We start from the raw sequence: 22,007 nt of genomic DNA, 5'->3' as shown, positions 1-22,007 counted from the left end.
AACGTTCCTGGCCGTGGCCGGTCAGAGAAGGGCGACCGGGGCGACCGGCGTGCCGGTGGCGCCGACGAACGGTTCCGGCATCGCGGAGAGCAGGAAGCCGTAGCGCTTCTCCTCCGCACAGGCTGTGGACAACGTCTCCAGGTTCCAGTTCTGGCCCTGCAGCATGCCCATCTCGACCAGGTCGAGCGCGTGCACGCCCAGCCACAGGTCCTCGATCTCCGCGGGGAAGATCTCGAAGGTCAGCGTGTCATTGGCGACCGCGGCGACATCGCGGGCATGGAACCACTCGGGTGTCCGGATCGACAGGCCGGGTGACGGATAGGCGTACGCGTGCTTGTCGCCGGCGAGATACACCTGGACCTGCCCGGTGCGTACGAGCACGATGTCCCCGGCCCGGACCCGGATCCCGGCGAACTCCTCCGCCGCGTCGAGGTCTTCCGGGGTGACGGCGTGGTCGCCGGGCAGCCGGTCGACACCGTGGACGCGTGCCACGTCCAGCAGGACGCCGCGCGAGACGAGGTGCGGGGGCTTGTCGATCCCGCTGAACTCTGCGCCGCCGTGCGCGGTGACAGTGGTGGCGGGACGGCCGTTGTAGATCTTCCCCGAGTGTGAGGCGTGCGTGAGCGCGTCCCAGTGGGTGGCCGCCTGCAGGCCGAGCGTCACGACGTCGTCGCTGGTCGCGACCGTACCCGGACCGAAGAGCTCCTGGTTGATCTGGACCATGGCGTGCAGTGGGTTGACCCGCCCCGGAATCAGTCCGCTCTGCACACCGTCCTGCTGGAGCGGGAGCGCGAGAGGGATCCGCTGCCCCGTGCGGACGGTGGCCGCCGCGTCCCGCACCACCGCGTCGGTGATCAGGTTGAGCGTCCCGATCTCGTCGTCCGCGCCCCAGCGCCCCCAGTTGTTCACGCGCTTGGCGATCTCGTGGAACTCGGCGGGCAGGGACATGAGGGCCTCCTCGAATCGGTGGGGCACCGGGTCTTGTGCTGACGGAGCCGACTGCCCATAAAATCTAACGGTCCGTCAGAAACAGCGGGAAGGGGCCGGACATGGGGAACTTCTTGGCAGGCAAGGTGGTGGCCGTGACCGGTGCCGGCCGTGGCATCGGACGGGCCGTCGCGATCGCCGCGGCGGCGGAGGGGGCCAGGGTCGTCGTCAACGACTACGGCGTCTCCGTCGAGGGCGGCGAGCCGACCAGTGCGATAGCCGAGTCCGTCGTCAAGGAGATCGAGGCGGCGGGCGGCGAGGCGGTCGCAGTCGCCGACGACATCTCCACGATGGAGGGCGGCCGGCGCGTCGTGGACACGGCGCTGGCGCAGTTCGGGCGGATCGACGGGGTCGTGTGCGTGGCCGGGATCCTCCGCGAACGGATGCTGTTCAACATGTCCGAGGAGGAGTGGGACCCGGTTGTCGCCACCCACCTCAAGGGCACCTTCACCGTCTTCCGCGCGGCCTCGGCGGTGATGCGGAAGCAGGAGGGGGGCGGCACGCTGATCGGCTTCACCAGCGGCAACCACCAGGGCAGCGTCGCCCAGGCGAACTACAGCGCCGCGAAGGGCGGCATCATCTCGCTGGTCCGCAGTGCGGCGCTCGGCCTGCACAAGTACGGCGTCACGGCGAACGCGGTCGCCCCCGTGGCCCGGACCCGGATGTCCGCGAACGTCCCGATGGAGCTGAAGGAGATCGGCGAGCCGGAGGACGTTGCCGCACTCGTCGTCTACCTGCTCAGCGAGCGGGCCCGCGAGGAGAAGATCACCGGCCAGGTGTACACGATCGCGGGCCCCAAGATCGCTGTCTGGGCCCAGCCGAGGGAGCTGCGGGCGGGGTACGCGGAGGGGGCGTGGACCCCGGAGAGAATCGCCGACTACCTGCCGGGGACGGTGGGGGTGGACCCGATGCCGATGCTGGCGCGGCTGGAGGCGATGGCGGCCGCGGCGGCCGCCAGGACGAGGCCCAACGCGTGATCCCCTCCCGGGGCTCCGCCCCGGACCCGTTCCTGAACCGTCGCGGGGGCCTGATCCTCGCCCGCACGGGGCAACCACCCATTCGCCCGACCCCGAGGAGTGGACGTGGACTTCGCGTTCGAGGCAACGGACGACGCCTTCCGCCAGGAGGTCCGGTCCTGGCTGCAGGCGCACCTCACACAGCCCTGCGCCGCCGAGGGCGGCCGCGCCTGGGAGCGCGAGCTGGGCCGCGGCGGCTGGATCGGCCTCGGCTGGGACAGTGGGGCCACGAAGCGCAGCGCCTGTTCCTGTTCACCCGGTCCGACACCATCTACGGCGGCTCGGACGAGATCCAGCGGAACATCATCGCCGAGCGGGTGCTCAACCTACCGAGGGAGCCCAGATGAGAGGCGTCGTCTTCGACGGCAAGCAGACCGAGGTCGTCGACGACCTGGAGATACGCGACCCGGGCCCGGGCGAGGTGCTGGTCGCGGTGGCCGCCGCGGGCCTGTGCCACAGCGATCTGTCGGTCGTCGACGGAACCATCCCGTTCCCGCTGCCGGTGGTCCTCGGGCATGAGGGCGCGGGCGTGGTGGAGGCGGTCGGCGCGGGCGTCGTCCATGTCGTGCCCGGCGACCACGTCGCGCTCTCCACCCTGGCCAGCTGTGGCGCGTGCGCCCAGTGCGACCGGGGCCGGCCGACGATGTGCCGCAAGGCGATCGGGATGCCGGGGCAGCCGTTCTCCCGGGGCGGCACACCGCTGTACCAGTTCGCGTCCAGCTCCGCGTTCGCCGAACGGACCCTGGTCAAGGCCGTGCAGGCGGTGAAGATCCCGGCGGACATCCCGCCGGCCTCCGCGGCCCTGATGGGCTGCGGCGTGGTGACGGGCGTCGGAGCCGTACTCAACCGGGCGAAGGTCGACCGCGGCGACACGGTCGTCGTGATCGGCACCGGTGGCATCGGACTCAATGTGATCCAGGGCGCCCGGATCGCGGGCGCGCTGACGATCGTCGCGGTGGACACCAACCCGGCGAAGGAGGCGGTGGCGCGGCAGTTCGGCGCGACGCACTTCCTGACGTCGGCGGAGGGCGTACGCGAGATCCTGCCCACCGGCGCCGACCACGCCTTCGAGTGCGTGGGCCGTACGGAACTGATCCGGCAGGCGATCGACCTGCTGGGCCGGCGCGGCCAGGCGATCCTGCTGGGCGTCCCGGCGGCGACGGCGGAGGCGTCGTTCCTGGTCTCGTCGATGTACCTGGACAAGTCGATCCTCGGCTGCCGGTACGGCTCCTCCCGCCCGCAGCGCGACATCGCGCTGTACGCGGAGCTGTACCGGACCGGCCGCCTCATGCTCGACGAACTGGTCACGGAGACGTACCTGGTGGAGGACTTCGCGAAGGCGGCGGACGACGCGCACCACGGAAGGGTGGCGCGCGGGGTGCTGGTCTTCTGAGGGTTGTCCCGTCAGGGATCACGGGACAGTCCGTAAGACCGGCCGGCCATTGGGGGGTGGAAGTGAAGGAGCGGGGCTGGGGTTCGTGCATTGCAAGGCGGAGGATTGAGCCATGGTGATGGACGACAACGCCGCGAGGTGCGTGCCCCAGCCCCGTGACGCCGCCCCCCAATTGCCGGCCGGTCCAAGGCCCGCCCTTCGGATCCGAAAGGCCCTGGGACCGGCGCTTCCCCGCCCTCACCGGCCCCCGACCGTCGCCCGGAACGTCCGCCGGTACACCGTCGGCGACACCCCCAGCGCCGCCTGGATGTGCTGCCGCAGTGACGTCGCCGTGCCGAACCCCGCCTCGCGCGCCACCTGGTCGATCGACAGGTCCGTGGACTCCAGCAGCCCCCGCGCCCGCTCCACCCGTTGCTGGGTCAGCCACTGTCCGGGGCTGATCCCGACCTCCTCACGGAACCGGCGCGTGAACGTCCGTACGCTCATCGACTCCTGCTGCGCCATGTCGCGCAGCAGGATCGGCCGGTCAAGACGCCCGAGCGCCCAGGCCCGCGCACCGGTCGTGGTCGCGAACTGGGCCTCGGGGACGGGGCGCTGGATGTACTGCGCCTGCCCGCCGTCGCGGTGCGGTGGCACGATCGTGCGGCGGGCGACGTCATTGGCGACGGCCGTGCCGTGGTCGCGGCGCACGATGTGCAGACACAGGTCGATGCCGGCGGCGACCCCGGCGGATGTGAGGACGTCCCCGTCGTCGATGAACAGGACGTCCGGGTCGACCTGGACCTGCGGGAACAGCCGCTGGAAGTGGTCGGCGGAGGACCAGTGCGTGGTGGCGGGGCGCCCGTCGAGGAACCCGGCGGCGGCGAGGACGTAACTGCCGGTGCAGATCGAGACGAGCCGGGTGCCCGGCCTGATGTACGCGAACGCCGCGGCGAGCTCGTCCGTCAGTCTGCCCTCTTCGTGGACGGGGCCGAGTTCGTACGAGGCGGGGATGACGACCGTGTTGGCGGTGGCCAGTGCTTCGGGGCCGTGCTCGACCGTGATCGTGAAGTCCGCGTCGGTGGAGACCGGTCCCGGTGGGCGGACGGAACAGGTAACGACTTCGTACAGTTTCCGGCCCTTGTCATACGGCTCGGAACTGAGCGCCCGGCCGAAGATCCTTTGAGGGATGCCCAGTTCGAACGGGAGCAGCCCGTCCAGGGCGAGGACGACGACTCTGTGCTTCACGGCAGGGCTCCCTTCACCCCTAGTGGTATAGACCATAAAGTGATACATGTCACCGACGTGAAGGAAAAGTCAGCAGAGCACGAGTGCATTCCCGGCACGGACCGCGCGAACGCACCCTCGCAGTCGTCCCCCTTGGATTCATCGGCCGCCCTGCCGCCCCTGGGTGTGCGCCGGGACGGCGAACGGCCGGGAAGCGAGCTCTGGAACCGTAACTTCCGGCTCTTCTTCATCGCCCGGACCGCCGCACTCTTCGGCGACGGCATGATCCCGGTGGCGCTCACCGCGGGTCTGCTGGGAGCGGGTCGCCCGCATGCGTCCGTCGGCTTCGCGCTGGCCGCATGGATGGGCCCGCTGGCGCTCTTCGTGCTCTTCGGCGGCGTGCTGGCGGATCGTTTCACCCCGCGTCGAATGATGATCATCGCCGATGCGCTGCGGCTGGTCGGGGCATCGGTGCTCGCCGTCTCCTTCGCGACCGGTAACCCGCCGCTGTGGGCGGTGTACGCACTGAGCGCGGTGGCCGGCGTCGGTGCCGCGCTCTTCCAGCCGGGAGTCGCATCGACCGTGCCCCGGGTCTCGCTGGACGTGCAGCGCGGCAACGCGGTGCTCCGGGTCTCCGAGGCGCTGATGACGATGGCGGGCCCGGCCTTCGCGGGACTTCTGGTCGGACTCGCGAGCGCCGGAGCGGTGTACGCGGCGAACGCGGCGACGTTCGCGGTCTCCGGCGTCTGCCTCTTCCTGCTGCGGCTCGCCCCGATGCCGTCCGACGCAACGCAGCGCGGCACGTTCGTCGCCGAACTGGTCGACGGATGGCGGGAGTTCAAGGCCCGCAGCTGGCTGTGGGGGGTGATCGCGATCTGGACGGTGTACGGATTCACCGTGATCGGCCCGATGCTCCCGCTGACCGCGGTCGAGGTCACCGAGGCGCACGGCTCGGGGACGTACGGCGTGATGATGGCGGTGAACGGCGCGGGCAGCGTGGTCGGCGGACTGCTGGCCCTGCGGCTGAGACCGCGCCGCCCGCTCGCGGCGGGCGCGATCGCGCTGACCGGGGTGTGCGTGAACCTGGTGGTGCTGGGGCTCGGGCTGCCGGTGTCCGCGCTGGGGGTCGGGCAGTTCGTGGCGGGCGGGGTGTTCGCGTTCTGGCTGGTGATGTGGTCGACGACGGTCCAGACACACGTCCCGCCGGAGGCCCTGAACCGGCTGCACGCGTACGACGTGGCGGGCTCCCTGCTGATGCTGGCCGCGGGCCGGGCACTGGCGGGACCGGTCGCGGACGCGGTGGGCGCCCCCGAGGTGCTGCTGACCGGAGCGGTGATCAACGCACTGGTGGTGGGCGTGCTGCTGGTGGCCCGCCCGATCCGCCGCCTGGAGCGGATCGGGTGAGCCGGGCGACCGCGCCCCGACCGTCAGCGCTTCTGCCGGTCCCGCTCCTCGGACTTCTGCATCTCGATGACCTGGAAAACATGCGCACTGGTCTGCCTGCGCACACTGCCACCGACGAGCAATGCGGAACCGAGGACGGACAGCGCCCCGGAGATCGCCAGGACGGTGAGCTGCTTGGGCAGCTCCGACGCCACCGTGCACTGCATCGTGACGCGGTAGCAGTACGCGTCCGCCTGATCCCCCAGCAGGAACGCCAGCCAGATCCACAGCCCGACGGCTATGAGAAGCAGCCCGGCGCCCCACGCCTGCATCAGTGCGGAACGGTGATGGAACTGCTGGCGCGCGACCCATTGCATGAGATCCCCCGGTTCGATCGGTTCGTCCGTCTCATCCGGCCGGGTGTGCGTACGCCCCGGCCGACGGATGATCGTACGCCTCCCTCCATGGCCCGATCCCTGCGAACCATGTCCCTCCGGCCACTCGTGAGAGCACGCCCCGGGGCCGGATGCTGGGCGACGTGACCCAGACAACCGATAGCGCAGCCGCCCGGGACGAGGACCGCCCGGCCGCCCGCACACCGTCCCGCGGGCGCTCCCGCCTTCGCGTCCACCGCGCCTGGATCGTCGCCGTCGTCACGTTCGTGACGATCATCGGCGGCGCCGCGTTCAACTCCCTGCCCGGCCTCCTCATCGACCCGCTGCACACGGAGTTCGGCTGGTCGCGCGGGGAGATCGGGCTGGCTGTCTCGATCGACATGGCGCTGTACGGACTGACCGCGCCGTTCGCCGCCGCGCTGATGGACCGGTTCGGCATCCGCCGGGTCGTCGTCGTGGCCCTGTCCACGGTCGCGGCGGGGGCGTTCGCCAGTGTCTGGATGACGGCCTCCTGGCAGCTGATGATCTATTGGGGGCTGCTCGTCGGCCTCGGCACCGGCTCGATGGCGCTGGCCTTCTCGGCCACGGTCACCAACCGCTGGTTCGTCGCCAGACGCGGCCTGGTCACCGGCATCCTCACCGCGGCCGGCGCTTCCGGCCAGCTGATCTTCCTGCCGCTGTGCGCATGGATCGTCGAGGAGCACGGCTGGCGCCCGGCCTCGGTCACCGTCGCGCTGGCCGCGCTCGTCGTCGTTCCGTTCGTCTGGCTCCTGATGCGTGACCACCCGGCCGATGTGGGCCTGGCCCCCTACGGCGGTGCGTACGTCGAGAAGCCGGCACCGGCCCGGGGAGCGGCGGCCCGTACCGTACGCGTCCTGGTCGACGCCGCCCGCACCGGACCGTTCTGGCTGCTCGCGGGCACGTTCGCGATCTGCGGCGCCTCGACCAACGGCCTGATCCGTACGCACTTCGTGCCGTCGGCCCACGACCACGGCATGCCCATCACCGCGGCCGCCTCGCTGCTCGCCGTCATCGGCGTCTTCGACATCATCGGCACGGTCTTCTCCGGCTGGCTCACCGACCGCTTCGACGCCCGCCGGCTCCTCGCCGTCTACTACGCGTTGCGCGGCGTCTCGCTGCTCTTCCTGCCGATGCTGATGGCACCGAGTGTGCACCCGCCGATGGTCTTCTTCATCGTGTTCTACGGCCTGGACTGGGTGGCCACCGTCCCGCCGACACTGGCGCTCTGCCGCGAGCAGTACGGCGAGGACAGCGCGATCGTCTTCGGCTGGGTCCTCGCCTCCCACCAGGTGGGCGCGGCGCTGGTGGCGTTCCTCGGCGGTGTGGCACGCGACGTGTTCGGCTCGTACGACATGGTCTGGTACACGTCGGGGGCGCTGTGCGCGACGGCGGCGCTGATGGCGCTGGTGATCCGGCGGGTCCGGGAGCCTGAGCCTTCAGATGCCGCCGCGGCACTCGGTTGACGGTGCCGAGCGGTCAGGCGGAGAGGCGCTCGGCGACCGTCAGGAAGACGTAGAGGTTCGCGAGGTCGCTGACGGCGAGGCTGCACCAGCTGCCGGGACCGTGCATGTCGCGCTGCCCGCCGCGCCGCTTCCGGCGGCGCTGAAACTGCGGGAGTTGCTGCACGACACCGTCGGCTGAACGGCCACTTGCGCGCCGGGTGGAGGCCCTGGTGCGCGTTCGCCCATTGGTCCGGGCCGGGGCCCCGGTGCACGCTCATCCGGTGAGCGGCCCGAACCGTCCGAAGGCCCCCCGGTGGAACAGCAGCGGATCACTCCTGTCCGCCGCCCCCAGCGCCTCCACCCGGCCGACGACGATCAGATGGTCGCCCCCTGTGTGGACGGCCTGGATGCGGCAGTCGATCCAGGCCGGTACGGAGTCCAGCAGCGGTGCCCCTGTCGTGGGAGCCGCCTCGTACGACACTCCCGCGAACTTGTCGGCACCGCTGACCGCGAAGCTCCGGCACAGCGCGCCCTGGTCCGCGCCCAGGATGTTGACGCAGAAGGCCCCGGCGCGGGCGATGCGGGGCCAGGTCGTCGACGTACGGGCGACCATGAACGTGACCAGCGGCGGGTCCAGGGAGAGCGAGGCGAACGACTGGCAGGCGAAGCCCGCCGGTCCTTCGGCGTCGTCCGGGGCGTGGGCGGTGACGATGGTGACCCCGCTGGCGAAGTGCCCCAGCACGCGGCGGAATTCGGACGCGTCGATGGGCGGTCGCTCGTCGTCGGCGACGGCCCGCAGGTGCGGGCGCGGCAGCGGATCGACCGGCGTCGGCCCTGCGGTGGTGGCGGCGCCGACGGACCTGAGGTACCGGACGGCGGTGGCGGCCATGCCTGCGTGTCCCATCACGCCTTCCATTGAAACTGACTGAACGTCAGATGTGAAGGGTGGGGGGTGGTGTCCATGCCCGGGGCGTCGGCCACGCCCCGGAGCCGGTGCCGCCGGTCGTGGCGAACCCCGCGCGTTGCGCGAGTGCGCGCACGGGAGAGGACGCGCGCTGGAGGGGAGTCACATGTCGATGCACGCTGCTGGGGACTCGGGGCCGGCGACCGGTGGCGCCGGTGCGTCCGCCGTCCCGCCGGCCGTATGGACCGGTCGGTCCAAGGCGACCGTTCCGCCGCCCGGCCTCGGGTTATCCCCACCTCGGATCCGCCAGCAGCCGTCATGGTCCGCAATGACCGTGATCCGTAGCTTCGAGTTATCGGCTCGAAAAGATCGCGAGAGGACGGACATGAGGCTGCGCGGCGGCAAACGACAGAAGACGGACGACCGGCCGGAGGCCCAGGGCACACCCGGTCTCGCCGTCGAACTGCGCGGCGTCCGGCGGCAGTACGGCCGCGGCGCCGGCGCCGTGCACGCCCTCGCAGGCATCGATCTCGCCCTGCCGCGCGGCACGTTCACCGCCGTCATGGGCCCGTCCGGCTCCGGCAAGTCCACGTTCCTGCAGTGCGCCGCCGGCCTCGACCGGCCGTCGGCCGGCTCCGTGCGCCTCGGCGGTACGGAGATCACCGGCATGCGCGAGAACCAGCTCACCGAGCTGCGCCGCAGCCGCCTCGGCTTCGTCTTCCAGGCCTTCAACCTGCTGCCCTCCCTCACCGTGGAGCAGAACGTGCTGCTCCCGATGCGCCTCGCGGGGCAGCGCCAGGACCGCCGCCGGGCGGACGCGGTACTCGCGCAGGTCGGCCTCGCCGACAAGGCGAAGCGCCGGCCCGGCGAGCTCTCCGGCGGCCAGCAACAGCGCGTGGCCATCGCCCGCGCCCTGGTCACCAGCCCGGACGTGGTCTTCGCCGACGAGCCCACCGGCGCCCTCGACACCGGCACCGCCGCCGAGGTCCTCGGCCTGCTCCGGCACGCGGTGGACACCCTCGGCGCCACCGTCGTCATGGTCACCCACGACCCGGCCGCGGCCGCCTGGGCCGACCGCGTGCTGTTCCTCGCGGACGGCGTCTTCGCCGGCGGCCTCGACCGTGGCTCGGCGGAGCAGATCACGGCGCGCATGGCCGCCCTCACCTCCCGTACGGGCGCGATGGCAGGGGCTGCGGCGTGAGGAGCTTCGCCCCCAACGGCCTCGCCCGCGCGGCCGTGCGCTTCAAACCCGCGTCGTTCGCCGGCACCTTCGTCGCGCTGATGACGGCGGCGCTGATCGTCTCGGCCTGCGGCATCCTCCTGGAGACGGGCGCCCGCGCGTCGGTGCCGGCGGAGCGGTACGCGAAGGCGCCGGTCGTCGTGGCGGCGGACCAGTACGCCCGCCTCGTCACGGGCAGCGGCGACAGCCGCTCCGAGTCGGCGAACCCGCTGCCGGACACAGCACGCGTGGACGCTGCTCTGGCCGACAAGGCGGCCCGCGCGCCCGGCGCGAAGGCGGCGGTGCCGGACTTCACGTTCCCGGTGCGCCAGGGCGACGGCGCGCTGACGGGCCACGGCTGGGGATCGCACGCTTTCACCGGCGCCGCGCTCACCTCCGGGGCCGCGCCCCGTACCGGCGAGGTCGTGCTCGACGCCGCCGCCGCACGGGCCGCGAAGGCCGGCGTCGGCGACACCGTCGTGCTCGAAACCGCCACCGGGCGCGCCGACTTCCGCGTCTCCGGGCTGGCGAAGGCCGGATCCGGCGACGCGGCCAAGGGCGCCACGGGCTGGTTCGCCGACGCCCAATCCCCCGCGCTCGCCGGGCATCCCGGCAAGGCCGACGCCATCGCCGTACTCGCGAGGGACGGGGCGGACACCGACGCCCTCGCCGCCGGCGTGAAGAAGGCACTCGCCGGCTCCGGCGCCAAGGTGCACACCGGCGACGGCCGCGGCGCCGTCGAGGACCGCGGGCTCGGGTACGCCAAGGAAACGCTCACCGGGCTCGGCGGCTCCTTCGGCGGGATCGCCGCCGTGGTCGCCATTTTCACGGCGTCCGGCACGGTTGCGCTGTCGGTCGCCCAGCGCGCCCAGGAGTTCGCGCTGCTGCGCGCCGTCGGCGCCACTCCGCGGCAGATCCGCCGCGCGGTCGCCGCCGAGGCGCTGCTCGTCGCGCCGCTCGCCGGGCTGGTCGGCTGCCTGCCCGGGATCGGGCTCGCGCACTGGTGGTTCGGGCAGTTGAAGGACCGCGGGGCCATCCCGGCCCCCGTGGACCTGCACGTCTCCTGGATCCCGCTCGTCGTCGCCGTCGGCATGGGGCTGCTGACCGCGCTCGCCGCCGGCTGGGCGGCCGGGCGCCGGCCCGCGAAGATCAAGCCGGGGCAGGCGCTCACCGAGGCGTCGGTGGAGCGGCTGCGGCCGGGCGTGATCCGTACCGTGCTGGGCCTGGGCGCCCTCGTCGGCGGCGGGTTCCTCACCGTCCTCGCCGCCCGTTCGGCCGGGAACGACGCGGCCAACGCTGCCCTCGGCGTCGTCATGCTGTTCATGCTCGCCGTCGCGCTGCTCGGCCCGCTGGTGGCGCGGCTGTGCGCGGCTCTGTTCGGGCTTTTGCTGCGCGGCCGCGGCGCCGCGGCCGCGCTCGCCGCCGCCAACTCCCGTACGAACGCCCGCCGGCTGGTCTCCGCGATCACCCCGATTGTGCTGGCCATGGCCTTCGCCTCGACGCTCGCCTTCATGCACACGAGCGAAAGCCGAGTCGCCGCGAAGCAACTGCGCGCCGGCGTCACCGCGGACCACGTCATCACGCACCCCGCCGGGCTGCCCGCCGAGGCCGTCGACCGGGCCGCCCGCGCACCCGGCGTCGACGCGGCCGTGGGCCTGCTCGACACGCAGGTGCTCGTGCCCGTCGGGTCGGGCGGCGACCGGTGGCTGCAGAACTCGGCAACGCAGGGCATCTCCGGCTCCGGCGCGCAGCTCGCGAAGGTGCAGGACCTCGACGTGCGCAGCGGCAGTCTGGACCGTGTCGGCAAGGGCCGTGTCGCCATCGACAAGACGCTCGCCACGTCGGCGAGGGTCAAGGTCGGCGACAAGCTGCCGATGTACCTCCCGGACGGCACCAAGACCAGCCCCGAGGTCGTCGCCGTGTACGGCCGCGGGCTCGGCCTCGCGACGGTGACCATGGACCGCGCGTCCCTGACCGCCCACGTCACCTCGGGCTTCGACAGCACGCTGCTGGTACGTGGCGGAGACGCGAAGGCCCTCGCCCCGCTGGGCAAGGGCGCCGACGCGTCCGGCTACGCGGTCGAGCAGACCACCGACCGCGAGCTCAACGCCTGGGCCAACTACACGATGGCCGGAGTCCTGGGCGGCTTCGCCGCCGTCGCCGCCGTCAACACCCTCGTGATGACCGTCCTCGACCGCCGCCGCGAGCTCGGCATGCTCCGCCTCGTCGGCGCCACCAGGCGCCAGGTGATGGACATGCTGCGCTGGGAAGGCCTGCTGGTGGCGGTGGCCGGCATCGTCCTGGGCACGGCCATCGCCGCGGCCACCCTGATCCCGATGATGCGCGGCCTGACCGGCGAGGCCCCGTACGTACCCCCGCTCGTGTACGGGGCCTTCGCCGCGGCCGCGGTGGGCCTCGCCCTGCTCGCCGTCACCCTCCCGGCGCGAGCAGCGCTCCGCGACCGGGAGGGCTGACGGGGGCCTGCGGCCTCGAGGCCGTGCTGGAAGCCGGAAAGTACCGCTGCTCGGGGCGGGTGTCAGTCCCGGCCCCTTCCCCCGTAAGGCCGTCTGGGCCGAACTCGACCTCGTACCGTGACCGCCGCCACCGGGTCGCGGATTTCCGCGATCCGGTGGTCCGTGACGCGGCTCCGCACGACATCAAAAACCTTGAAGAACGTGGGAAATACCCTCCCCGACCCCACCTGCCTCCCGTCACCCACATGGGTGAGGTTGGCCAACTTGGCGGCTATTCGTGCCGGTTGGCTGGCATATGCTCGCCGCGACGAACAACCCCAGACATGCGACGGCCCCCGGCCGGGACTGGCATCCCGATCGAGGGCCTGACCAACGAGGAAGAGAACGCTTCCCGATGGATACCCAGCAGATTAGCGCGCCCTCGCGCGCCCCGTCCCGCGTACGCGGAGACGCCACGCCGTCGTCCGGTGTCGTGCACGACAACTCCCGGCACACCAGCCGTTTCACGGTCGTCGGCAACCACCTCACCCAGCACCACGAGCTCTCCCTCACCGCGATCGGGCTCGCCGCATACATCCAGTCGCTGCCCGCCGGAGCCAGGATCGGCATCAAGGACCTCGCCGCCCGCTTCCCGGAGAGCGAGGCCCGGATCGCCGCCGCGTTACGCGAACTCGAAGCCCACGGCTACCTGCGACGCACCCGCACGCGCCTCGCCAACGGCCGGATCGTCACCCGCACCGTCTCCTGCAACCAGCCTGCCGAGCGGCGGCGTACAGATGCTTCACCGGGGCGCGACTGTCCGCCGCGCATGCAACGTACGGACCCTCCGCCCGCGTCCATCCGACCCCGTCCGGAGTCCGAAGCCGACGTCATGCGTCCGCTCAGGTATCCGGCCCGCACCGTGCTCGCACCACGCCGCGAGCCTGTCCCCGCACCACGCCGCGAGCCTGTCCCCGCACCACGCCGCGAGCGCGCCCCACACAGCCGGTCCACGCCCCTCCTCGTGCCGCAGCCGGCCTTTCCCGCAGCGCCCCTCCTCCGGACCGCCGCCGACCTGCTCGCCGGGCTGCACCATCAGGACCCGCGCCTGCTGCTCTCCGCGCAGGACGTGGATGTCCTGGCCCCGGGGGTCGCCGCATGGCTGGAGCGCGAGGTCGGCCCCGCCGCCGTGGAGCACGCCCTGACCAGCGACCTCCCACCCGAAGGAGTGAGTCGCCCCGCCGGTCTCCTCGCCCACCGGCTCACCGCCCGGATTCCGCCACCACCCCCGTTCCGGGCCCTGGCCGACTCCCCGCCCCGGCCGCTCCCCCTGCAGAACTGCGAGGGCTGCGACCTGGCATTCCGCGCGGCGGAGCCAGGAGAGTGCTCCGGCTGCCGGACCGACAACTCCCATCCGACCGCTCAACAACTCTAGGAAATCCACATGGTCAGCTCGTCCCACGAGGCGATGCACCGCATCTTTCAGGAGTACCCGGGACTTTTCTCCCGCGTCTCCGAGGTATTGGGGGTCGAGATCGGCCCACCCGCCTCAGCCACCGTCATGCCTACGGACCTCACCGAGAACAGGCCCCTCGAACGCCGTGTCGACACCCTGCTGCGCATCGACATGGAGGACGACCAGTCGTACCTCCTCGCGATCGAGGCCCAGGGCAAGAAGGACCCGGAGAAACCGGCGAGCTGGATGTACTACCTGTCCTACTTACAGGCGAAGTACAAGCTGCCGCCCATGCTGCTGGTCGTCTGCCAGGACCGAGCCACCGCCGAATGGGCCGCACGTCCGTTTTCCATCGGCCACCCGCAATCGCCCGTGCTCACCCTGCAAGCCCTCGTCGCGGGCCCGCACAACATGCCGGTGATCACTGATGTGGCCGAGGCCCGCAAGGACCTGGCACTGGCCACGCTGGCCGCGATCACACACGCGGGCGATCCGGACATCGGTGCCATACTCAAAACACTGTCGACCGCTCTGCGGGACGTACCGGAAACCATCGCCGACCCCATCGTCGAACTCACCGCACAGGGCCTGGGCAATCGCCCGGCCGCACAACAGTGGAGGAACCTGGTGGCCGTGGACCTTTCCTTTTACAAGTCACCCCTCTCGGAAGAGATCCGGGACGAGGGTCGAGCAGAAGGCCGCGAAGAGGGTCGAGCAGAAGGCATCGCGCGGGGCATCCTGCTCCTCCTCGCCCAGGTCGGCGTCGACGTGCCCGACGAGGCGCGCGAGCGCATCACGGGCTGCGCCGATCTCGACACCCTGAGCCGCTGGCTCCTGCGCGCCCCTACTGCCACGTCCATCGAGGACGTCTTCGCCGAGAAGTAGGCGGACTGCGGCCGAGACCCGCCGGTGGCCCACGCCAACCGGCGAGCCCCGGCCGCACAACAGTGGAGGAACCTGGTGGCCGTGGACCTTTCCTTTTACAAGTCACCCCTCTCGGAAGAGATCCGGGACGAGGGTCGAGCAGAAGGCCGTGAAGAAGGCCGCGAAGAGGGTCGAGCAGAAGGCATCGCGCGGGGCATCCTGCTCCTCCTCGCCCAGGTCGGCGTCGACGTGCCCGACGAGGCGCGCGAGCGCATCACGGGCTGCGCCGATCTCGACACCCTGAGCCGCTGGCTCCTGCGCGCCCCTACTGCCACGTCCATCGAGGACGTCTTCGCCGAGAAGTAGGCGGACTGCGGCCGAGACCCGCCGGTGGCCCACGCCAACCGGCGAGCCCCGGCCGCACAGTGCTGGAAGAGCCTTGTGGGGTCCGGACCCCGGGCAGCCTCACTCCCTGGATGACGTGAGCGCCTCCGGAGCCCTCACATCCCCCGGTACTTCGGAGCGCGTCGCTCCACGAAGCTCGCCACGCCCTCGTTGGCGTCCTGCGTCGTCATGTTGATCTCCTGGGCCATCGCTTCGGCCGCGAACGCCGTCGCCCGGTCGGAATCCAGGGAGGCGTTCACCAGCTGCTTGGTGAGGGCGATCGCACGGGTCGGCCCGTCCGCCAGCCGCTGGGCCCACGCGCGGGCCGTCGCCGTCAACTCCTCGTCCGGGACCACTCGGTTGACCAGCCCCAGACGTTCCGCGTCCGCCGCCGGGAGCGAGTCGCCGAAGAACATCAGCTCCTTGGCGCGCTGCGGGCCGATCAGGCGCGGCAGCAGGTACGCGCCTCCGCCGTCGGGTACGAGGCCCCGGCGTACGAACACCTCGATGAACTTCGCCGACTCGGCGGCCAGCACCAGGTCGCAGGCGAACGCGAGGTGGGCGCCGATGCCGGCCGCCGTGCCGTTGACGGCCGCGATGACCGGTTTCTCGCAGTCCAGGACGGCGGCGATCAGGCGCTGCGCGCCGAGCCGGATCGTACGGGCCACATCGCCGGGCACCCGGTCGCCGGACGGCGAGGAGCCGACTGCCGGGGAGCCGGCCGACAGGGCGCCGCGCAGGTCGGCGCCCGCGCAGAAGCCGCGGCCGGTGGCGGTGAGGACGACGGCCCGGACCGACGGTTCGGCGGAGGCCTCGGCGAGCAGGGCGATGACGCGTTCCCGCTGGTCCCAGGTGACGGCGTTCATCGCCTCGGGGCGGTTGAGCGTGATCCAGGAGACGCCGTTGTCAGTGGCGTGGAGTACCAATGAGTCAAGCGGGTCGGCCGGGTCGGCGGACCCGGCAGCGGTGGTGTCTTCGGGGGAGGACGGCATGAGGCAGCTCCTGGGTGAGTGGTTCGGCCGGTGGTGCGGCTGCCGGGGCGGTCGACGCGCCGACCGGTCAGCGGCAGACGGTGAGTGCGTCCAGCGCCACGGCGCCCTGCCCGCGCCCCAGCACCGTCAGCGGGTTGATGTCCAGCTCGGAGAGGTCGTCGCCCAGTTCCAGCGCCATCCGCTGGACACGCAGCACGACCTCGACGAGCGCGTCGACGTCCACCGGCGGTCCGCCGCGTACGCCCTCCAGCAGGGCCCGGCCGCGCAGTTCGCCGAGCATCGCCCGCGCCTGGTCCTCGCCGAACGGCGGCACCCGCACCGCAGCGTCGTGCAGCACCTCCACGAGCACACCGCCGAGCCCGACCGTGACCGTCGGTCCGAACAGGGCGTCGTGCGTGACGCCGACCATCATTTCGACGCCCCGCTCGATCATCTGGCAGACCAGGATGCCGTCCAGCTCGACGCCTTCGTAGCGGGCGATGTCCGTCAGTTCGCGGTACGCGTCGCGGACCTGGCTCGCGGAGGTGAGCCCGACCTTGACCAGGCCGAGCTCCGTCTTGTGGGCGAGCCGCGCGCCGGACGCCTTCATCACGACCGGGTAGCCGACCAGGCCCGCGGCCCGGACGGACGCGGCCGCACTGGTGACCAGCTGCTCGCGCGGGACACGGATGCCGTACGCCCGCAGCAGCTGCTTCGCCGCGTGCTCGCTCAGCTGGTGGCCCGGGCGCATCAGGGCCTGCGCCTTGCGGAACGAGGGCGACGGCGTGCGCGGCGCCTCGTCGAAGGGCGAGCGGTACGAGGCGGCGAACCGGTGGTGGTCCAGATAGGCCTTGACGGCGGTGATGCAGTTGCCGAAGGTACGGAAGGTGGCGACGCGCGACGAGCCGAGCAGCGTCGTGCGGTACGCGTCCTCCGTGCCGACCGGCGAGCCCCACACCACACACACCAGCTTGTCCGTGGTCTCCGCCGCGTCCACCAGGTCCTGCGCGAGCCGGTCGCTCATCGGGGGGAACGGGCCGGTGATCGGACAGATCAGCACCCCCACGTCCGGGTCGGCGAGGATCGCGTCGATGATCTTCCGGCCGCGCCAGTCGCCGACCGGGTGCCCGCCGTTGTCGACGGGGTTCGCCACGTTCAGATAGCCGGGAATCCAGGCGTGCAGCTCGCGCTGCTTCTCCTCGGACAGGGTGGGGAGCTTCAGCCCCGCCCCGGTCGCCAGGTCCGAGAAGTGCGCGCCCGTGCCGCCCGAGATCGAATACACGACGACCCCGTCGGCCTGCGGCTTCCGTGCCCGGGCCAGCAGGGCGGCGGTGTCCTGGAGTTCGTCGAGTCCGTTCACCCGGATCACGCCGAACTGCCGCATCGCCGCGTCCACCACCTGGTCGGCTCCGGTCAGCTTGCCGGTGTGTGACGCGGCCGTTCTGGCCCCCGTCTCCGTGCGCCCCACCTTGACCGCCACGACCGGTACCCCGGCCCGCGCCGCCCGGTCGGCGGCGAGCAGGAAGGAGCGGCCGTCCTTGAGGCCCTCGACATAGGCGGCGATGGCCCCGACCTCGGGGCGCTCGGCGAAGTACGAGATGAAGTCGGCGGTCTCCAGATCCGCCTCGTTGCCCGTGGGCGCCCAGTGCGACAGCCGTACGCCCAGCTCCTGGAGGGTGTACACGGGGCGGCCCTGGTGACCGGACTGGGTGATCAGGGCGATCGCCGGCCCGTCGAGGTCGTCCCGGAACGCCTCGAACGCGTTGAGGTTGGTGTTCGGCCCGAGCAGCCGCAGCCCCGACCGCTCCACCGCGGCCGCCAGCCGCGCCTGGGCGGCGGCGCCCTCCTCGCCGGTCTCGGCGAATCCGGAGGCGAAGGCGACCGCGAACTTCACCTTGGCCTGCCCGAGTTCCTCGATCACCGGAAGCGGGTTGCCGACCAGCAGCACCGCCAGATCGACCTGCTCCGGCAGATCCGCGACGGAACGGGAGCAGGGCCGGCCGAAGACGGACTCCCGCGTGGGGTGGACCGGATGCAGCCGCGCCCCGACCCGCTCGGCCCAGGCGACGAGCTGTCGGGTGATGCCGGTGTTGGGCCGGCCCTCGGCCTCGGACGCCCCGATGACGGCCACGGACTCGGGCCGGAAGAACCGGTCCAGATCCGGCACGGGGGCGTGCAGCGGGCGGCCGCTGACGTCGAGATCGCCTTCCGCGGCGGCGACCGCCATGCTGTGGACGGCGGCGTGCGGCTCTTCGCCGCAGGCCACCACCCGGGCGCGGAAGTGTGTGGTGAGGGTGCCGTGAGTCGATCCAAGCATCGTTCCGCCCACTCCTGCCAGAAGTCCGTCGGGGTGCCTGTACCCGGCACCTGTACCCGGCCAGCCATAAGCTGACACTCTGTCAGGGTACTGAACTGACGCTCTGTCAGGAATGGGTGTGCAGGCAAAGGAGAAAGCGAGAAGGGCCTCCGCGGCCGCGGAGGCCCTTCTCCGCGTGCCGACTACCAGGTCGGCGCGCCCGCCGGCTGCCTGGTGGTGACGTTGATGCGGTTGAAGAGGTTGGTGATGCCGATCATGAGAGTCAGCGCGGCGAGCCCCTGCTCGTCGAAGTGGTCGGCCGCCGCGTCCCAGATGTCGTCCGGCACCGCGTCGCCCCGGTCGCTCAGGCGGGTCGCCGCCTCGGCGAGCGCCAGCGCCGCGCGCTCCTCGTCGGAGAAGTACGGCGCCTCGCGCCAGGCCGCCACGGCGAACAGCTTCTCGTCGGCCGTGCCCGCCTTCCTGGCGTTGCGGACCCCGTAGTCGACGCAGAAGCTGCATCCGTTGATCTGGCTCGCCCGCAGGTGGACGAGTTCCAGCGTCGAGTCCGGGACGCCACGGTTCCGGGTGGCCTTCAGGAGTTCCTGGATGGGGGGCAGGGTCTCGGGGATGAGGGCGGCCAGGCTCTTCGTCCGTGCTTCCATGATGCTGCTCCTTTGGATATTCGGGGCCTGTGGAGACACCCGCTCGTCTTCGTCCTTCACAGCACTGACGGAACGCGTCGTGCGGATGTGACAGACCCCGAGAAGTTTTTTTCCGGACCGGAGAGGACGCCCTCGGCGGTGTCCGTGACGACGAGGCGGGGGAGCGCCGGGCACGCCGGCCTCCGGGACGCGAAGTCCCGGGCCGCTGCCCCGGGGTCAGCCGGTCCGCTTCGCCGGCCGCTTGGCGATCTTCTCCGCGTCCAGGGCGCACCTCTTGCGAAGCCGTGCCGGATCAGGTGAACTGACGTACCGTCAGGTTCGTTGAGCGGGAGGGGTCCTGATGCGGACGATCTGGCTCGGTGGAGCCGAGTGGCTCGCCGTCCTTCGAACAGGGCTCGGGTTGTGGTGGCTGGAGAGCTGGCGGCACAAGGACAAGAAGGGCTGGTTCGAACGCGGTACGGGCATCGCCTGGGCGGCGGACGTCGCGGGCAAGCACAAGTGGCCGGCGGTCAGGAGCGGCTTCGAGAAGGTCGTCGCGCCCCGCCCCAAGGCAATGGCCTACCTCGTCGTGTACGCGGAACTCGCCCTCGGTCTCGGGCTGATCGTCGGCTTCCTGACCCCGGTCGCGCTCGTCGGCGGGCTGCTCCTCAATCTCCTCTACCTGGTGCTGATGATCCACGACTGGGCCGAGCAGGGGCAGAACGCGATGATGGCGCTGATCTCGCTGGTCGCCCTCTTCGCCATGTCCTGGCAGGTCTGGTCCTTCGACCACGCGATCGGACTTTTCGGATGACCGCCGCCGCCCCCCGCTTCGATCTGCCCGAACCGGACGACTTCACCCGCCGCTACTGGGACGCCGCCGCCGAGGGCCACTTGCTGCTCCGACGGTGCCGTGCCTGCGGCGCCGCCCACCACTATCCGCGCGAGTTCTGCCCCACATGCTGGAGCGAGGACGTCGACTGGGAGCGGGCGAGCGGACGCGCCACGCTCTACACCTGGTCCGTCGTCCACCGCAACGACCTGCCGCCGTTCGGTTCCCGCGTCCCGTACACGGCGGCCGTCGTCGAACTCGCCGAGGGGCCCCGCATGATGACGGAGATCGTCGACTGCGAGGAGTCGGCCCTCGTGATCGGCATGGAACTACGCGTCGCCTTCCGGCAGGAGGAGGGGTGCGAGGCGGTCCCGGTCTTCCGGCCGGAAGCCGGTGCCTGACGCGGCGGACTCAGCGCCGCTTGCTGCGGCGCAGCTTCCACCGCTCCCAGATGTTCGGGTGGCGGACGACCACTCCGCCCATGCCGCCCGAGCCGGTGAGGCGGAGCAGCGGTGTGCCCGGGAGCCTCTCGCCCCGGGTCCGGTCCTTGAAGCCGCCCAGGCCGGGACGGACGTCGTCGGTCTCCGCCGCCCACCCCCTGGGTACGACGACCACGACCCCGCCCATCTGGCCGTTGACCTCCAGCTCGATCTCGCGCAGCCGGGTCTCGGTCTGCGTGAAGTCGAGCTTGGCGCCGCCCATGCCGCCGTCCACGTCGATGCGTGCGGGCACTTTCCACCGTCCGGTCCGTGCCAGGCCGTGTATGCCGCCCTCGATGACCAGCGGCTCCGTCGCGTTCTGCGGCGCGGGCGCCAGATCGGCGGTGAGGGGTTCCAGCTCGGCGAAGGTCTTGGCGCCGAGCGCCTGACCCAGGCGCGTATCCAGCTCGTCGAGATCGATGCGGCCCTCGGCCGCCGCCTCCTGGAGTTGCTCCACCACCGCTTCACGGTCGGCGTCGGAGGCGCGAAGCCGACTGACGGAATTCGGGCGCTCAGGAGTCATGAACCTGATGATACGGAACGGGTCACCAGTTCTCCCCGACCAATTGCGCGACCACCACCCCGTGCAGCAGCTCCACGTCCACGAACTTCCCCTCCTCCGGCGCCCCGCACCGCCAGCTCAGCGGATACGTGTTGCCGTGCGCCGCGGGGATCCCCACGTACAGATCCCGCGCCGACGGTCCGAGACAGGTCGCCCCGGGCGGCCAGTCGTACTCCTTGCTCACCCCGGGCGGGATCAGGAAGTACGTCCACCGCCCGCCCGCGACCTCGCGGACCACCGGACCCGGTTCGCCGTCCGTGAGCGTGGCGAGGTGGTGCAGGACTGCCTCGCCGCGTACGCCGCGTACCCGGATGGCATCGAAGTGGACGCCGGTCAGATGGAGTTGCAGCCCCGCGGCCGGTACCCACTCGGGGAGATTCTTGCTCGTCATGGATACGAGGATCCCGCCGACTGCGTAGCGTGACCAGAGAGACACGGTCCACATTCGGCAATGTCGTGAGAGCGAGAGCGAGAGCGAGAGCCGGAGCGGGCGCGCAGCGTCTGATCTTCACAGGCCGGGCGCGCCCCAGACCGGGAACCACCGGGAGAGATCCTGCTCGACCCGCAAGTCGTCGCCCAGTGTCGCCCTGACCTGCAGCTCCAAGGGGCTGTCGCGTCTCTCGGCGCCGCCCGGCACCGGGGCGAACGGATAGAACGTGCCGCGTTTGTAGAGGTAGACCAGCGCCAGCGAGCGCCCTTCGGCGTTCCGGAAGCCGATCAGTGAGCAGAGCAGTTGCGGGCCGAAGCCGCCGTCCTGGAGCAGGGTGTTGACCGCGTGCAGGTCGTTGACCAGGGCGGCCACGTCGTCGGGGGAGTGGCGGGCGAGCAGCCAGGTGTAGCCGTACGTGTCGTGGCTGAACTCCACCGGGATCCCGCCCCGGTCCGTGTCCGCGTCGAGCAGTTCCTGTACGTCCTGCTGGATACGGGCGAAGGTGCCGCCCTCCACGCCCGCGAAGCAGACCGAGCCCAGACCGGTGGGGATGAAGCCGGCGCCCGCCTGGAGGGTGAGCGCGGCGGACGGTACGGCGAAGAGCTGGTCGAGGTCGGGGCGGACCGGTTTGCTGCGTCCCAGGATCGTGTCGAGCAGACCCACTGCGGACTCC

Annotated in this window: 22 protein-coding genes and 1 pseudogene; 12 read left to right on the top strand and 11 right to left on the bottom strand. The window is 71.5% G+C overall.

Going from position 1 to position 22,007, the window contains the following annotated elements; genetic code table 11:
• Positions 1–21 precede the first annotated feature (21 nt).
• Complete coding sequence (locus OH809_RS18465; RefSeq protein WP_406421376.1) at positions 22–948, bottom strand: cyclase family protein; 927 nt, start codon at positions 946–948, stop codon at positions 22–24.
• Between the two features lie 101 nt (positions 949–1,049).
• On the opposite strand from OH809_RS18465, the gene OH809_RS18460 reads away from it, so the two are divergent.
• The 3 genes and pseudogenes from OH809_RS18460 (at position 1,050) to OH809_RS18450 (ending at position 3,396) form a co-directional block, all read left to right on the top strand.
• Complete coding sequence (locus tag OH809_RS18460) at positions 1,050–1,964, top strand: SDR family oxidoreductase (protein ID WP_406421377.1); 915 nt, start codon at positions 1,050–1,052, stop codon at positions 1,962–1,964.
• Positions 1,965–2,233: 269 nt separating this feature from the next.
• A pseudogene (locus tag OH809_RS18455) lies at positions 2,234–2,350 on the top strand (acyl-CoA dehydrogenase family protein); the annotation flags it as partial.
• On the top strand, positions 2,347–3,396 hold the full coding sequence (locus tag OH809_RS18450) for a Zn-dependent alcohol dehydrogenase (RefSeq protein WP_406515335.1): 1,050 nt from the start codon (positions 2,347–2,349) through the stop codon (positions 3,394–3,396). The pseudogene OH809_RS18455 and the gene OH809_RS18450, both read left to right, overlap by 4 nt.
• A 237-nt stretch (positions 3,397–3,633) precedes the next feature.
• On the opposite strand, the gene OH809_RS18445 is transcribed toward OH809_RS18450, so the two are convergent.
• Complete coding sequence (locus OH809_RS18445; protein WP_406515334.1) at positions 3,634–4,623, bottom strand: GlxA family transcriptional regulator; 990 nt, start codon at positions 4,621–4,623, stop codon at positions 3,634–3,636.
• 132 nt (positions 4,624–4,755) lie between these two features.
• Here OH809_RS18445 and OH809_RS18440 point away from each other — a divergent pair, with 132 nt between their 5' ends.
• Entirely contained in the window at positions 4,756–6,006 is a 1,251-nt protein-coding gene (locus tag OH809_RS18440; RefSeq protein ID WP_406515333.1) for an MFS transporter, read from the top strand.
• Between the two features lie 23 nt (positions 6,007–6,029).
• On the opposite strand, the gene OH809_RS18435 is transcribed toward OH809_RS18440, so the two are convergent.
• Entirely contained in the window at positions 6,030–6,362 is a 333-nt protein-coding gene (locus OH809_RS18435; RefSeq protein ID WP_406421381.1) for a hypothetical protein, read from the bottom strand.
• Positions 6,363–6,523: 161 nt separating this feature from the next.
• Here OH809_RS18435 and OH809_RS18430 point away from each other — a divergent pair, with 161 nt between their 5' ends.
• Positions 6,524–7,864 carry an MFS transporter gene (locus OH809_RS18430; RefSeq protein ID WP_406421382.1) on the top strand — a complete coding sequence of 447 codons (1,341 nt, stop codon included), beginning with the start codon at positions 6,524–6,526 and terminating at the stop codon, positions 7,862–7,864.
• A 13-nt stretch (positions 7,865–7,877) separates the two neighbouring features.
• Here the strand turns inward: OH809_RS18430 and OH809_RS18425 are convergent, their stop codons facing one another.
• Positions 7,878–8,027 carry a hypothetical protein gene (locus OH809_RS18425; RefSeq protein WP_406421383.1) on the bottom strand — a complete coding sequence of 50 codons (150 nt, stop codon included), beginning with the start codon at positions 8,025–8,027 and terminating at the stop codon, positions 7,878–7,880.
• Between the two features lie 90 nt (positions 8,028–8,117).
• Complete coding sequence (locus OH809_RS18420; protein WP_406516261.1) at positions 8,118–8,732, bottom strand: flavin reductase family protein; 615 nt, start codon at positions 8,730–8,732, stop codon at positions 8,118–8,120.
• A gap of 400 nt (positions 8,733–9,132) precedes the next feature.
• Here OH809_RS18420 and OH809_RS18415 point away from each other — a divergent pair, with 400 nt between their 5' ends.
• The 5 genes from OH809_RS18415 to OH809_RS18395 all read left to right on the top strand — a co-directional run bounded on the left by OH809_RS18415 (position 9,133) and on the right by OH809_RS18395 (position 15,105).
• The gene (locus OH809_RS18415) at positions 9,133–9,948 is read left to right on the top strand and encodes an ABC transporter ATP-binding protein (protein WP_406421384.1); all 816 of its coding nucleotides are present in this window, start codon (positions 9,133–9,135) and stop codon (positions 9,946–9,948) included.
• Complete coding sequence (locus OH809_RS18410) at positions 9,945–12,440, top strand: ABC transporter permease (protein WP_406515332.1); 2,496 nt, start codon at positions 9,945–9,947, stop codon at positions 12,438–12,440. Before OH809_RS18415 ends, OH809_RS18410 begins: the two co-directional genes overlap by 4 nt.
• Before the next feature lie 394 nt (positions 12,441–12,834).
• Entirely contained in the window at positions 12,835–13,854 is a 1,020-nt protein-coding gene (locus OH809_RS18405; protein ID WP_406515331.1) for a helix-turn-helix domain-containing protein, read from the top strand.
• Between the two features lie 9 nt (positions 13,855–13,863).
• Positions 13,864–14,760, top strand: coding sequence for a hypothetical protein (locus tag OH809_RS18400; RefSeq protein ID WP_406421387.1), 897 nt, complete (start codon positions 13,864–13,866; stop codon positions 14,758–14,760).
• Between the two features lie 81 nt (positions 14,761–14,841).
• Positions 14,842–15,105 carry a hypothetical protein gene (locus OH809_RS18395; RefSeq protein WP_406515330.1) on the top strand — a complete coding sequence of 88 codons (264 nt, stop codon included), beginning with the start codon at positions 14,842–14,844 and terminating at the stop codon, positions 15,103–15,105.
• Between the two features lie 134 nt (positions 15,106–15,239).
• Here OH809_RS18395 and OH809_RS18390 read toward each other — a convergent pair whose 3' ends face one another.
• The 3 genes from OH809_RS18390 to OH809_RS18380 form a co-directional block, all read right to left on the bottom strand.
• A complete protein-coding gene (locus OH809_RS18390; protein WP_406515329.1) occupies positions 15,240–16,115 on the bottom strand; it encodes an enoyl-CoA hydratase/isomerase family protein in 876 nt (291 codons plus the stop codon).
• Positions 16,116–16,182: 67 nt separating this feature from the next.
• Positions 16,183–18,411 (bottom strand): acetate--CoA ligase family protein, encoded by a 2,229-nt coding sequence (locus tag OH809_RS18385; protein ID WP_406421390.1) that lies wholly within the window; start codon positions 18,409–18,411, stop codon positions 16,183–16,185.
• A gap of 182 nt (positions 18,412–18,593) precedes the next feature.
• Positions 18,594–19,052: a carboxymuconolactone decarboxylase family protein gene (locus OH809_RS18380; protein ID WP_406421391.1), complete on the bottom strand. Its 459-nt coding sequence runs from the start codon at positions 19,050–19,052 to the stop codon at positions 18,594–18,596.
• Positions 19,053–19,392: 340 nt separating this feature from the next.
• Between OH809_RS18380 and OH809_RS18375 the strand changes: the two genes are divergently transcribed.
• Complete coding sequence (locus OH809_RS18375; RefSeq protein WP_406421392.1) at positions 19,393–19,845, top strand: DoxX family membrane protein; 453 nt, start codon at positions 19,393–19,395, stop codon at positions 19,843–19,845.
• Positions 19,842–20,264 carry a Zn-ribbon domain-containing OB-fold protein gene (locus OH809_RS18370; protein ID WP_406515328.1) on the top strand — a complete coding sequence of 141 codons (423 nt, stop codon included), beginning with the start codon at positions 19,842–19,844 and terminating at the stop codon, positions 20,262–20,264. Before OH809_RS18375 ends, OH809_RS18370 begins: the two co-directional genes overlap by 4 nt.
• 10 nt (positions 20,265–20,274) lie before the next feature.
• Here OH809_RS18370 and OH809_RS18365 read toward each other — a convergent pair whose 3' ends face one another.
• The 3 genes from OH809_RS18365 to pspAB all read right to left on the bottom strand — a co-directional run bounded on the left by OH809_RS18365 (position 20,275) and on the right by pspAB (position 21,997).
• Complete coding sequence (locus OH809_RS18365; RefSeq protein ID WP_406515327.1) at positions 20,275–20,865, bottom strand: DUF1707 domain-containing protein; 591 nt, start codon at positions 20,863–20,865, stop codon at positions 20,275–20,277.
• Between the two features lie 22 nt (positions 20,866–20,887).
• Positions 20,888–21,295, bottom strand: coding sequence for a hypothetical protein (locus OH809_RS18360; protein WP_406515326.1), 408 nt, complete (start codon positions 21,293–21,295; stop codon positions 20,888–20,890).
• Between the two features lie 117 nt (positions 21,296–21,412).
• Positions 21,413–21,997: a PspA-associated protein PspAB gene (gene pspAB / locus OH809_RS18355; RefSeq protein ID WP_406421396.1), complete on the bottom strand. Its 585-nt coding sequence runs from the start codon at positions 21,995–21,997 to the stop codon at positions 21,413–21,415.
• Positions 21,998–22,007: the final 10 nt, after the last annotated feature.

It is taken from the genome of Streptomyces sp. NBC_00873 (genome assembly GCF_045207415.1).
Classification (GTDB): Bacteria; Actinomycetota; Actinomycetes; order Streptomycetales; family Streptomycetaceae; genus Streptomyces.
This window is presented reverse-complemented; position numbering and strand designations above follow the sequence as displayed.